At 45.7% G+C, this 13,007-nt stretch carries 13 protein-coding genes; 4 read left to right on the top strand and 9 right to left on the bottom strand.

What is annotated here, in order from left to right:
* The first annotated feature begins 89 nt into the window (after positions 1–89).
* Positions 90–785, top strand: coding sequence for a peptidoglycan DD-metalloendopeptidase family protein (locus AC1RNB_RS17075; protein WP_493084795.1), 696 nt, complete (start codon positions 90–92; stop codon positions 783–785).
* A gap of 5 nt (positions 786–790) precedes the next feature.
* On the opposite strand, the gene AC1RNB_RS17070 is transcribed toward AC1RNB_RS17075, so the two are convergent.
* The 4 genes from AC1RNB_RS17070 to AC1RNB_RS17055 form a co-directional block, all read right to left on the bottom strand.
* Complete coding sequence (locus AC1RNB_RS17070) at positions 791–1,081, bottom strand: hypothetical protein (RefSeq protein WP_493084794.1); 291 nt, start codon at positions 1,079–1,081, stop codon at positions 791–793.
* A 67-nt stretch (positions 1,082–1,148) separates the two neighbouring features.
* Positions 1,149–1,886 (bottom strand): SDR family oxidoreductase, encoded by a 738-nt coding sequence (locus AC1RNB_RS17065; protein ID WP_493084792.1) that lies wholly within the window; start codon positions 1,884–1,886, stop codon positions 1,149–1,151.
* Between the two features lie 57 nt (positions 1,887–1,943).
* Entirely contained in the window at positions 1,944–2,834 is an 891-nt protein-coding gene (locus AC1RNB_RS17060; RefSeq protein WP_493084790.1) for an NmrA family NAD(P)-binding protein, read from the bottom strand.
* A 56-nt stretch (positions 2,835–2,890) separates the two neighbouring features.
* Positions 2,891–3,313, bottom strand: coding sequence for a MarR family winged helix-turn-helix transcriptional regulator (locus AC1RNB_RS17055; RefSeq protein WP_493084788.1), 423 nt, complete (start codon positions 3,311–3,313; stop codon positions 2,891–2,893).
* Positions 3,314–3,439: 126 nt separating this feature from the next.
* Between AC1RNB_RS17055 and ruvB the strand changes: the two genes are divergently transcribed.
* Complete coding sequence (gene ruvB / locus AC1RNB_RS17050) at positions 3,440–4,471, top strand: Holliday junction branch migration DNA helicase RuvB (RefSeq protein ID WP_493084786.1); 1,032 nt, start codon at positions 3,440–3,442, stop codon at positions 4,469–4,471.
* A 133-nt stretch (positions 4,472–4,604) separates the two neighbouring features.
* Here ruvB and AC1RNB_RS17045 read toward each other — a convergent pair whose 3' ends face one another.
* Positions 4,605–5,300, bottom strand: a complete 696-nt coding sequence (locus AC1RNB_RS17045) for a response regulator transcription factor (protein WP_493084784.1) — start codon at positions 5,298–5,300, stop codon at positions 4,605–4,607.
* Between the two features lie 139 nt (positions 5,301–5,439).
* Positions 5,440–6,387: a cytochrome-c peroxidase gene (locus AC1RNB_RS17040; protein ID WP_493084782.1), complete on the bottom strand. Its 948-nt coding sequence runs from the start codon at positions 6,385–6,387 to the stop codon at positions 5,440–5,442.
* A gap of 69 nt (positions 6,388–6,456) precedes the next feature.
* Between AC1RNB_RS17040 and AC1RNB_RS17035 the strand changes: the two genes are divergently transcribed.
* Positions 6,457–6,828 (top strand): co-chaperone GroES, encoded by a 372-nt coding sequence (locus AC1RNB_RS17035; RefSeq protein ID WP_493084780.1) that lies wholly within the window; start codon positions 6,457–6,459, stop codon positions 6,826–6,828.
* 49 nt (positions 6,829–6,877) lie between these two features.
* On the top strand, positions 6,878–8,410 hold the full coding sequence (locus AC1RNB_RS17030) for a helicase HerA-like domain-containing protein (RefSeq protein ID WP_493084779.1): 1,533 nt from the start codon (positions 6,878–6,880) through the stop codon (positions 8,408–8,410).
* A gap of 4 nt (positions 8,411–8,414) precedes the next feature.
* Here AC1RNB_RS17030 and AC1RNB_RS17025 read toward each other — a convergent pair whose 3' ends face one another.
* The 3 genes from AC1RNB_RS17025 to AC1RNB_RS17015 form a co-directional block, all read right to left on the bottom strand.
* The gene (locus tag AC1RNB_RS17025) at positions 8,415–10,319 is read right to left on the bottom strand and encodes a RecQ family ATP-dependent DNA helicase (RefSeq protein ID WP_493084777.1); all 1,905 of its coding nucleotides are present in this window, start codon (positions 10,317–10,319) and stop codon (positions 8,415–8,417) included.
* Between the two features lie 54 nt (positions 10,320–10,373).
* Positions 10,374–10,727, bottom strand: a complete 354-nt coding sequence (locus AC1RNB_RS17020) for a four helix bundle protein (protein WP_493084775.1) — start codon at positions 10,725–10,727, stop codon at positions 10,374–10,376.
* A gap of 114 nt (positions 10,728–10,841) precedes the next feature.
* The gene (locus AC1RNB_RS17015; RefSeq protein ID WP_493084773.1) at positions 10,842–13,004 is read right to left on the bottom strand and encodes a heavy metal translocating P-type ATPase; all 2,163 of its coding nucleotides are present in this window, start codon (positions 13,002–13,004) and stop codon (positions 10,842–10,844) included.
* Positions 13,005–13,007: the final 3 nt, after the last annotated feature.

Here is a 13,007-nt window from a genome sequence, read left to right as displayed (position 1 = left end):
CAGTCAATACATCAGCCGCCGGAATTTTCCGGCGGCTTTTTTTGAGAATGAGATGGCATCATTTCTTAGCCAGCCACTAACTTTACCAGATGTTGCCAGACATCCTGAAAAAATATCAAAAAGAATTTCAGCCGGTTGTAGCTTTTGATCCGGAGAAAGACAGCCTGTTACTGTTGGATTTTACAGAAGCCAATACATCCCTTACTGCAGCGATAGTAGAAGATACGCAACTATTCAGTAATCATATACAGCGGCAACTTACAAACGCCGGTGCGTTATATGGCATTGGCGGTTATGATGAACATAGAACGGTATACAGCAGAAGCCGTGTGTTTGATGCCCCAGATGGCGAAGAACCCCGCCGCCTGCACCTGGGTATAGATATCTGGGGTACTGCGGGTACAGCCGTTTTTGCTCCGTTGGATGGGATCGTACACAGTTTTGCTTTTAATGATCATTATGGCGATTATGGTGCTACCATTATTCTGCAGCATCAATTGGATGGTTTTCAGTTTCACACATTGTACGGTCATCTCTCTTTACGGGATCTGGCGGGACTCACAGAAGGCAAACCCATCCACGCAGGAGAACTGATCGCGCATTTTGGAGAACCGCAGGAGAATGGTCATTGGCCGCCACACCTCCACTTTCAACTGGTGATAGATCCGGAAGGTAACAAAGGAGATTACCCGGGTGTTTGTCAATTCAGTAAACGGGCACAATATCTCGCCAATTGTCCCGATCCCGATCTCATACTGGGTATGTTGGCTTATGCCAGAAAATAAGCATCCTATTTTGTTGTGTACAGTTTTACCATTTCCTCCCATTCATCCTGTAAGGAACTGTTGCAGGGTACTTGTCCAGCCCTTTTGTACCAATAAAGGGCATTACCCGCATCGCCTTCTTTGCGATGCAGGTACGCGTGTACATGGGCCGCATCCTTATCGGTCAGGTCGTTGATGAGGTCATGAGCTTTGTTCCAGTTGCCTTTGGCATCGTACCATAAAGAACGGAGTACTACGTTGAGTGCTGCAGGAGGTTCTGCACACTGCAGACTTTCCCTGAAACTTTGTTGATCCATACATTAAAAATAGAAAAAGGGCAGGAATATTCCTGCCCCGATCGATTGCTTGCTTGTATAGATTTGTTTACCAGGGAAGTTCAGCTCCGAGGTGGATGTATTTACCGGTAGGACCGTCTTCTTTCAGCAAAGCCAGTTCTACAGAAGTTTTGGCTCCTTCAACCACATGCATGGGGGCTGCATCTGAACCCATATCTGTTTTTACCCAACCCGGGTGTGCGGAGTTTACTTTGACCATGGTGCCGCTTAAAGAAGCTGCCAGATGAACGGTGTAGGCATTCAGCGCTGTTTTAGAGGCATCGTAGGCAAAGAGTTTTGATCCGTAAATGGGAGAACTGCTATCGGCATGCAGATTCAGCGATCCGAGAATACTGCTCAGATTTACAATTCTGCCGGCTTCACTTTTTTTGATCAGCGGCAACAGGGTGTTGGTGAGTTTTACCACATTGATAAAATTGGTGTCAAAGGTTTGGCGTAATACTTTTTCATCAATTGTCTCAGCAGTATTTATACTCCATTCATTACTTTCTATCTGAATACCTGCGTTGTTTACCAGTATATCCAGTTTGCCATAACGGTTCAGGATATACTCGTAGGCAAAGCGGATCTCCTGCTCTTTGTCTACATCCAGTTGCAGGAATTCTGCATCAATCCCTTCCGCTTTCAGTTGTTCAACGGCTTTGATCCCGTTTTCCCTGTTACGGGCGGCTGCAATAACCGTAATCCCCTGTTTACCCAGTTGACGGGCGGTTTCGAATCCAATGCCTTTATTGGCACCGGTTACCAATGCGATTTTTTTTGACATGCTTGCTTGTTTTAATTGTATAGTGAATGATCTGTGTTGCTGTGTTTGTTTGTGTTATTAACCTGCTGCATATATTGATGCAAATAGTTTTGCAAAATCTGTGAGTTTGATATTGCCCAGCGAAGGTTTGTTGTTGAAATAATCGGCGTACATACTGCCGGTATCAATAGCGTGATTCATTTCGGCATAGTTTTTAGCGGCTTCTTCCGGTAAACCTGCCTGTATCATTCCGCCCAAAGCCTGTTCGTCGGTGAATTTTACCCAGGCCAGATCCGGTTTACCGATAGCGGCTCCCAGTACCTGCGCAATCTGGTCTGTACCGGTTTCATCGCTGGCGATATAACGGATGGTATGTCCGTGAAAGTCTAATGATAATAACGCTTCCGCAGCAACAGCGGCAATATCATCCGTTGCTACAATCGGGAATTTGCCAGGTGCGGCCGAGAAGTTGGCTCCAATAATGCCCATACCCTTGATCAGGGAAATATTGGCGAGCAGGTTCTGGTAAAAATACGCAGGACGCAGGTGCAGGATGTTTACACCCGTCAGCGTATTCAACGCTTTCTCCGCACGATGTAAGCCACTAACAGGCCCAACACCATCGGGTAAATGCGCACCCACACTGCTCAGGTTCACTACCTGCTTCACGCCGGCTGCGGTTATGGCGCTTGCATAGTTCTCACCGATCTGGCCAATATATGCTTTCCAGTCAGTTACTGCATAAGTGGGCGGCACCATGGTATACACCGCATCGGCTCCCCGGAAAGCGGCTGTCAGAAAAGCTACATCTTCCACCGATCCAATAGCAGCGATGGCACCGGCATCAGTGAGTTCTTTCAGTTTGGCTGCATCGCGGCCAATGACGGTTACGGTATGTCCCGCTTCCAATAAAGCCAGTGCCAAAGGCCTGGTAATGTTTCCGGCTCCACCGGTTAATGTGTACTTCATACGATAGGTTTAGAGTTGAATAATATTTGTATATACAAATATCGAGTGAAAAAAAATTATAATTTATCTGCTATGGTGTTCATATTCTGGATAAACTGTTTGCTTTCTTCCTTACCGAGTATCTTCACATATTTCTCGTGAAATTCTTCAATACATTGTTTGATCTGGGGCTTCATCTCTTTTGCTTTCTGCGTAGGAAATACATTGGTGGTTTTTCCTTCCGTTACGCGTGTTACCAGTTTCTTCTCTTCCAGTTTCTCAATCAGCCGGGTAATGGTACTGGGGGTCAGTTGTAACTGTTCCGCCAATACACCGGCCTGCATACCCGGTTCCTCTATCACCAGTTTCAGCAAATACGCATGACTCGGGGCCAGACCTATTTTTTTCCAGCTCTCAACCGCCAGTTTCTCCACTTTACGCGCCAGGGCATTGGTGGTAAAATACAGGCAACTGCAAAATTTGCTTTCTGATGTTTTCATTGACAGAACAAAGATAAAGGTATTTCATTTGTATATACAAATATTTCTGCAAAAATATTTTACGCCACTCAAACCAACCTTTTCTGCAACGGGGGGATGGATTGTATTTTGTAGTTTTGAACCGTTATGGCCAACCCCAACCTGCATACCGATCCCACAAATCTGACTTCTGCGGATAAGGAATTTGAAAATACGATACGTCCCAGTGAGATCAATGATTTCTCCGGCCAGCCGCAACTGATCGAGAACCTCGTCATTTTTATCAAAGCCGCCAAAATCAGGGGTGAGGCATTGGATCATATCCTGTTTCACGGTCCGCCCGGTTTGGGTAAAACCACGCTGAGCCGTATCGTGGCCAATGAGCTGGGTGTGAATATCAAAGAAACTTCAGGCCCGGTAATTGAAAAACCCGGCGACCTGGCGGGTCTGCTCACCAACCTGCAACCCAACGATGTTTTATTTATTGATGAGATCCACCGCTTAAGTACGGTGGTAGAAGAATATTTATACGCTGCCATGGAAGATTTCCGCATCGATATCATGATCGATAGCGGTCCCAATGCACGCAGCGTACAGATCAACCTGAATCCGTTTACGCTGGTGGGTGCTACCACCCGCAGTGGTTTGTTGACAGCGCCTTTGTTATCGCGTTTCGGGATCAAATCAAGACTGGAATATTACCAGGCAGATACGCTGCAGAAGATCATTGAAAGAAGTGCGGCTATCCTGCAGACAAATATCACTACCGATGCCTCTTTCGAGATCTCAAGGCGAAGTCGTGGTACACCACGAATTGCCAACAGTTTGCTCAGAAGGGTGCGCGATTTTGCGCAGGTGCTCAATGATGGTAAGATTGACCTGGGCATTACCCAGCACGCATTAAAAGCACTGAATGTGGATGAACATGGACTGGATGAAATGGATAACCGCATCCTGGCCGCCATCATCGATAAATTCAAAGGTGGTCCGGTTGGTTTAACTACCATTGCCACTGCCGTGGGCGAAGAAGCGGGAACCCTGGAAGAAGTGTACGAACCCTTTTTGATACAGGAAGGATTTTTACAACGTACCCCACGCGGGAGGGAAGTAACGGCCAAGGCGTATGAGCATTTGGGAAGGGCACCGATTGCGGGGAATCAATCTACTTTGTTTAGTTAGTAATGAATAGTTAGTAGTTATTAGCCAATAATTAATAGTTGGGGCTTAGCAGTGTTCATCTTCTGATAGCTTTGATATGGTTGCAAAAAAAATGCCTCCCGACGGAGGCATTTTTTATATCAGTAAGATAAGATTAAGGAGCTACTAAACGGAAACCGTTGCCGTGAATATTCACGATCTCAATATTGCTGTCTTCTTTCAGGTACTTACGCAGTTTGGCAATGTACACATCCATACTGCGACCATTGAAATAGGTATCGCTGCCCCAGATCTTTTTCAGTGCTCTTTCGCGGGGAAGCAGATCGTTTTTGTGTTCGGCCAGCATTTTCAGCAATTCGTTTTCTTTGGGAGAAAGCGTTTGCGTTAAACCATCGTGCTTCAGCTCGCGCAGTTTTGGGTTGAAATGGTATTTGCCCAGATCAAATTCAATATTATCGCTTACGCGGTTCTCTTCTTCATTTCTTTTCAGGATGGCTTTGATCTTTAACAGCAACACTTCACTATCGAAGGGTTTGGTAATATAATCATCGGCCCCGAGTTTATACCCCTGGATAATATCATCCTTCATTGTTTTCGCACTCAGGAAAAACAAAGGTATATCCGGATCTACATCACGGATCTCTTCTGCCAGGGTAAAGCCGTCCATATTGGGCATCATCACATCCAGCAAACAGATATCGAATTTCTCGCGCTGAAAAGCGGCCAGTCCCAAACGTCCGTCTCTCTCCAGTGTAACATCATATTCGTTCAACTCCAGGTAGTTCTTTAAAACCATACCCAGGTTGGTATCATCTTCGCATAACAGTATTTTGTTCTTTTTGTCTTCCATGATAATCAAGTATTTAACGTGAAATAAAGATAAAACAAAGCTAATTCACTTACTGTTGCCGCAATCTTTTGTTAAATCGGTCTGTATTCAGAATGAAAAGTTAAACATTTCCAAACAGCTAAAACAGGATCGGGCTGTTTTATTTCAGCAAGGCCTCATATCTTTTATCGGTCAGACTTTTCAGAAAAGCCACCAGGTCGGCTTTCTCCTGCCGGGTTAATCCCAGGGGTACTTCCAGCCTTTTGTCTATGTTGATCGGGTTCAGTACAAAAGCGCCGGGATTGTTATAATACTCCACCACTTCTTCCAGTGTTTTAAACATGCCATTGTGCATATAGGGCCCGGTAACGGCCACATTGCGTAACCCCGGCGTTTTGAATTTGCCAAGGTCTTCTTTTTTGCCGGTGATCTTATAACGTCCGGGATCATTCAGGGTATTGCCATCGTACAGGCCGATATTGAAAAACTCATCGGTGGTAAAATCCTGCCGGCGGTGACAGTCGAAACATTTTGTTTTTTCGCTCACGAATAATTTGCGTCCTCTTTCTTCCTGTTCGGTCATCAGGGTACTGTCATCGAAAGAGAGATCAAATCGGCTGCTGTCTGTTTCCAGTGTTTTTTCAAAAGCGGCAAAAGCGGCAGCTAAATTGGCGGCGGTGGGTACAGTGCCGAATGTTTTGAGAAAGAGATCGCGGTAGGTTTTGTTTTTATTCAGTCGGGCAACGGCTTCTTTCACCGGTAAGCCCATTTCATCCGGGTGAGAGATAGGCATCAGCGATTGCTGCTCCAGCGAAGCGGCCCTGCCATCCCAGAAAAAATAAGGCCGGTTTTTCATATTCAGGACCGGAGGTGTGTTACGGGTAGTTGGCCTGCCATAAATACCCATGCTGAAAGCAACGGTATCCGAAAAACCATAATCAGGCAGGTGACAACTGGCACAACTGATGGAAGAATCTTTTGAAAGGATCTTTTCCTGAAACAGTTTTTCGCCCAGTTTGGCTTTTGAAAAGGTTTTTGGGGGAGAGGTAAAGGCAACCAGGCAGTATACGGTGAGTGATAGTAAGCCGATCAGTCCTGTTTTTTTCATGGTACAAAGATAAAACAGAACTGAATTACCTGAAATTGTGTTTTAAATTGCTGTTTAAATGACCCAACTATGTTGTTAACGCCTGATAACAAGCTAAAGAAACTGATCGTGATCGGAGATAGGGTGTTGATACGCCCCTCCAAAGCAGATGCGCAAACAGCCAGCGGACTGTACCTGCCACCGGGTGTGCAGGAAAAAGAAAAAGTGCAACAGGGCTATATCATTAAAACCGGTCCGGGTTATGCCATACCCATGCCAGTAGATGATGAACCCTGGCGCTCGGAAGATGACAGTGTGAAATACGTACCATTGCAGGCACGGGAAGGTGATCTGGCTATTTTTCTGTTGGGTGGTGCCACCGAAGTGATGTATGAAGGAGAACGGTATTTTATTGTGCCACAGAGTGCGATATTGTTGCTGGAAAGGGAAGAGGAATTATAGACCTTTACAGGCAGGGTTGAGAACAAATAATTTTTAAAACCAGAATACAATGGCCAATCCCGAATCTTTTTTACAGACAGTGAATACCGGTTACCAGTTCAAAGGTGACCGTGTGAAAATTGGGAGCGCTATGCTGGGTGGTGCTGTAGTGACCGGTGCGGATGTGTACCTTCCTTTACGTACTCTAAACCGCCACGGATTGATTGCCGGCGCTACCGGAACCGGTAAAACCAAGACACTGCAAATGATCAGCGAGCACCTGAGTGATAACAGCGTGCCCGTATTATTGATGGATATCAAAGGCGATCTGAGCGGCATTGCGGCCAGTGGTACCAGTAATGATAAGATCAAAGACCGATGCCAGACCCTGCAGGTAGATTGGCAGCCGGCCGCTTTTCCTGCCGAATTGATGACTTTGAGTAATGAAAAGGGAATCCGATTGCGGGCCACGGTGAGCGAGTTTGGGCCGGTTCTGCTGAGTAAAATCCTTGGGTTAAATGATACGCAATCCGGGGTGGTAGCCATGATCTTCAAGTATTGTGATGACAATGCCATGCCACTGCTTGACCTGAAAGATTTCATCAAAGTATTGCAGTATGTAGGTAATGAAGGCAAAGCAGAGCTGGAAAAATCCTACGGTAAAATATCCACTACCTCAACAGGTACCATTCTGCGGAAAGTGATAGAACTGCAGCAGCAGGGCGCAGATGTTTTTTTTGGCGAGAAAAGTTTTGAAGTAGACGATCTCATGCGCATCAGCGATGATGGACGTGGTATGATCAATATTCTGCGCGTAACCGATATGCAGGACAGGCCCAAACTCTTCTCTACCTTCATGCTGCAATTACTGGCAGAACTCTATGCCAGCAGCCCGGAAGAAGGCGATCTGGACAAACCCAAACTGATTCTTTTTATTGATGAAGCGCACCTCGTATTCAAGGAAGCTACCAATGCATTAATGGAGCAGCTGGAGACCGTGATCAAACTGATCCGTTCAAAAGGGATTGGTATTTATTTCTGTACACAGAATCCGCAGGATATTCCGGCGCCTATATTGAGTCAGTTAGGACTGAAAGTGCAGCATGCATTACGTGCGTTTACGGCAGCAGACAGAAAGACCATTAAACAGGCAGCAGAAAATTTTCCGGAAACGGATTTTTATCAGACCGATGAACTGCTTACGCAGATGGGAATTGGGGAGGCATTGGTAACACTTCTGAACGAAAAGGGGATTCCTACACCATTGGTGCATACCCTGCTTTGCCCGCCCAGGAGCCGGATGGATATATTAACAGAGGAAGAGATCCACGATATTGTATCAGCGAGTAAACTTTCTGCCAAATATGCCAAAGAGATAGATAGCGAAAGCGCTTACGAGATACTGACTGCCAAACTGCAGGAAGCGGCAGAGAATACAGGGGCGGCAGAAGCCCCGCAAAATAAAAAAGCCGCTAAAGAAGAAAGTTTTTTTGATAACCCGGTAGTAAAACAGGTAGGCAGAACGGCAGCGAGTGTTATTACCAGGAGTTTACTGGGCGCACTGGGTTTGGGCGGAAGAAGCCGGCGGAAAAGCAGTTGGTAACATTTTATTGCTGAGCACGGATATAACCCTGCTCATCAACCAGAATCACTTGCTCGGCCAATAAAAAATCAAGTACGGTCCATGTTTTTTCTTTGCTGAATTGTTTCAGGGAACTAATCAGTACTTCTGTAGTGATGGGAGTAGCGAGATGTTGTTTGATCTGTGTCTCTATCTGCAGAAAATCTTCCGGCGAAATGGCTTTCCTTTTTTTGGTGAGGCAATTGTCGCACCAGCCACAGTCTTTATTTGCCTGGTCGCCGAAATAATTAGCGATATAAGTGCTCCGGCACTGATCTGTCAGCGAAATATAACGGATCATATTTTCCACCCTTTCCGTGAACTGTTTTTTCCGTTCCAGGTATTTATCCTGATTAATATGCAGGTATTCTGCCGGTGCGCGGTTCAGTAAATAATGGATCTGGGGTGTGTCTTTTTGCGGCAGGTATTCAATGATGCCGAATGATTGCAGCTGCAACAGTTGTTGCTGCACCTGTTCAACAGGCATATGACAAAGCCAGGCCATACTTTTTTCTGAAACAGAAACCCGGTTGTCTATAATACCCTGGTAAGAACGCAGCAAACATTTGATCAGTACTTCCGTTGCCGGATGACTCTCCATAAACTGGTTCAGCGTTTCTTTCGATACCGTAAAATTTACCTGCGCTGGCAGAAAAATACTTTCCGAAAAAGTGATATGCCCTTCCTGCTCCAGCACTTTCAGGGTATTGATCACCAGTAAACTATCCAGCTTAAAATTTTTGATAAACTCCAGCAGGTTGCAATCATAATACTGCCCTTCGCCCACGCCTACCGGCACCTGCAAATAATCAGCCAGCGCCTGGTATATCTTTTTGATATCCTGAATAGGAGGGAAACGTTTGTCAGGTAAGTTTTGCAGGTTCTGTAAATTCTCCGGTTGATAGATCAGTACGGCATAAGCTTTCTTCCTGTCTCTGCCGGCACGTCCTGCTTCCTGGTAATAATTTTCCAGGCAATCGGGAATATCAAAATGGATCACCGTTCGTACATCAGGCTTATCAATGCCCATACCAAAGGCATTGGTGCATACCATTACTCTTACCTGATTATTGATCCAGGCTTCCTGTTTCTGTTTACGGATCTCTTGGGGCAAACCGGCATGGTAGTAGTCGGCCGGTATGTTTTGCAGTCCCAGTAAATAAGCCAGTTCTTTGGTTTGTTTACGGCTGCTGCAGTATACAATGCTGCTGCCGGGTACTTTCTGCAGGATCTCCAGCAGTTTATTGACTTTACTATCTACACAAAAGCTACTGTACGAAATATTCGGTCTTTCAAAAGATTGCCGGAACACCTGTGTATTCGTAAACCTGAGCTGGCGGCAAATATCTTCCTGCACCACCGGCGTAGCGGAGGCAGTTACGGCAATCAAAGGCACGCCCGGCAGTTCTTCCCGCAAATTAGCAATGCGCAGGTAGGGTGGTCTGAAATCATAGCCCCACTGCGATACGCAATGCGCTTCATCTACCACTATCAAACTGATATTTAATGCCGGTAAATATTCTTTGAATACGGCTGTTTCCAGTCGTTCGGGAGATAAATAGATAAACTTATAATCACCATGTGTAGCTGCCTGCAATATGCTTTTTACTTCATAATAAGCCAATCCGCTGTGCAGGGCCACCGCCGGAATTTCTTTTTGAGTTAAGGCTTCTACCTGGTCCTGCATCAAAGCGATCAGCGGACTGATCACCAGACAAACGCCCTCCAATAGTAAACTCGGTACCTGAAAGCAGATAGATTTACCACCACCAGTGGGCAGCAAGGCCAGTGTATCATGTCCCTCCAGTACCGAACCAATGATCTCTTCCTGCATTGGACGGAAGGCGGTATGTTTCCAGTAGTGTTGTAATATGGAGAGAGGGGTGGTCATTGGTGAATGGTGAGTTGTGAATCGTCAGTCGTGAGACGTGAGTCGTGAGTTTTTTTAGGACGTGATCATTTTTGATAGCATCTGAAAACAGCGAACCATATTCTCTACTTCCGGCGCCAGCGTTTCTTGCTCGGTATAATCAAGTTCAATGGCTATATCCAATGCAGTATCTATTTCAATTAATGAACCTCGGGAAATTTCAAAGAATCGCTTTCTTTCGGCAGCAGATCTTCTGGAACAGCCTTCGGCAATATTCAAATGTACAGAAACAGCCGCTCTTCTGATCTGTTGTGTTAAAGTGTATTTTTCCTCTGGAGGGAAGTTGCGGGTAATTTTATATAAGCGCAAAACCAAGTCCCTGGAGGCAGAAAAGATATCTAAATGCGTATGTGATAATTTGAGAAACATAAAAATTGTTTTATCTCAAATTACATTTTTACCTAACCCCCAGATTAGGTATTTATACCCTAATTCACCCTACTCACGACTGACGACTCACGACTCACGACTGACGATTCACGGTCAAATCACTTTCTTAAAATTCAACCTCACAGAATTGATCGCCAATACCACATCACTCAAACCCATCATCAAGGCACCAAAGGTAGGATTCAGGAATCCGAATGCCGCTACGGGGATAGCTACGATGTTGTAGGCAAATGCCCAGAATAGGTTTTCCTTGATGGTGATATACGTGTGTTTACCCAAGCCGAGCGATAAGGGTAGATGCTTCAGTCCATGATTCATCAATACCACCTGCGCGCTCTGCATGGCAATCTGCGAAGCATCACTCAATGAAATGCCCACGGTGGCTTTGGCCAATGCCGGTGCATCGTTGATTCCATCACCCACCATGGCCGTGGGCATCTGTTGGTTCAGTTCTGCAATTTTATCCAGCTTTTGCTGAGGACTCTGTTCTGCATATACTTCTTCAATACCCAGTGCAGCAGCTACCTGTTCACATTTTTCTTTTTGATCACCACTAAGTAAGATGGATTTAATGCCTTTGCGGTGTAACATTTCAACTACTTGTTTGGCTTCGGGTCTGATTTCATCCACCACATCAATGGTTCCGAGCAGTTGACCGTTTTTTAATACGTAAATATTGTGCTGCCTGTCTGTGGTTGCATTGGCAGCGAGTTTATACGAACCAGCAAGGTATTCGTTTCCTTCTTTATCAACTGCCTTCATACCAATCCCCTTGATCTCTTCGATCTTTTCCCAGCGGATCTCATCTTTTACTTTCCATTCTTTGGCAATGGCTTTGGCTATGGGGTGACTGGCATATTTCTCGAGCGAGTAGGCAATGCGCTTGAATGCGTCGTGAGTCGTGAGTCGTGAGTCGTCAGTTTTTTCTTCACTCACTACTGCCCATTCACTGCTCACTGCAAACCCCGCAATACTGAACTGTCCGGTTGTCAGCGTTCCTGTTTTATCAAATACTACCTGTTTAATACTTTTAAAAATTTCGAGGCTTCTGGCGTTTTTAAATAAGACACCATTTCTGGCAGCACGGCCCAGTCCTACGGCAATGGCAGCAGGTGTGGCCAGTCCCATGGCGCAGGGACAGGAGATCACCAGTACGGCAATGGATCTCAGCAAACTATTGCTGAAGGATTGATCACCGATGAAATAGTTAGCCAGAAAAGTTACCAGTGCAATGCTGATGACAACCGGTACAAAAATGGCACTGATTTTATCGGCTAACTGCTGAACGGGTGGTTTTTCTGTCTGCGCTTCTTTTACCATTTTCAGGATATTGGCCAGCACCGTATCTTCTCCCACTGCTGTTACATAGGTTTTTACGGTGCCCCTCTCCAGTACACTGCCGCCAATGAGTTTGTCATTCATCTTTTTTTCTACCGGTGCACTTTCGCCACTGATGATGGCCTCATTCACACTGGCTTCGCCCCAGAGTACTTTACAGTCCATAGGAACGGTTTCGCCGTTTTTGATCAGTAGTATATCGCCCACTTTTAAACTGCTGCTTTCCACAGGAAATACATGTTCGTTGTGCTGGTCGTCGTAGGCGATCATATTGGCCATCACTTTCTGGCTTACGGCCAGTTTGCGCAGGGCGGCCTGGGTGGTTTCTACGGATTTATCTTCCATCCAGTTGCCGAGGAATACCAGGGTAAGAATAGTAGCGGTGGTTTCGTAAAACAGGTACTGCTCCGCTTCGCCAATCAGGGTTCCGTACAAGCTATAACCGAAGGCAGCAACGGCGCCCAGTGCAATCAGCACATTCATGTTGGGAATGCCTTTCAGCACGCTCTTAATGGCACTGCGGCCGAAAAAATCCATACCCACCATAAATACGGGTAAGGTAAGCGCGATCTGCACATAGGGATTCATCAGGAAATGAATATGCAGGCCCGGGATCATGTGTAGCATTAAGGGAGCCGTAAAAACAAAACAGAAGAGGAAACGCTGAAAATGGTTTTTGAAGATCCGTTTGTTTTTGGGCTGATCCGATTTATCGCCTGTGATCACATGGTAACCCAGTCCTTCAATACCTTTGGCAATGTCCTGTTTGGGTTTGCCTGCTTCTATTTCAAAACTGACGTCGCCACCGATGAAATTTACTTTTACCTGATCAAGACCTTGTGCCTGCAGGTATTTATCAATTGTTAGGGCACAATTGGTACAACTCATACCTTCTACTTTCCAGTTCACTTTTTCCACGGG

This window comes from Sediminibacterium sp. GW821-FHT12F12, from assembly GCF_058806635.1.
The sequence above is the reverse complement of the archived record's forward strand: the minus strand, read 5'-3'. Positions and strand labels throughout refer to the sequence as shown.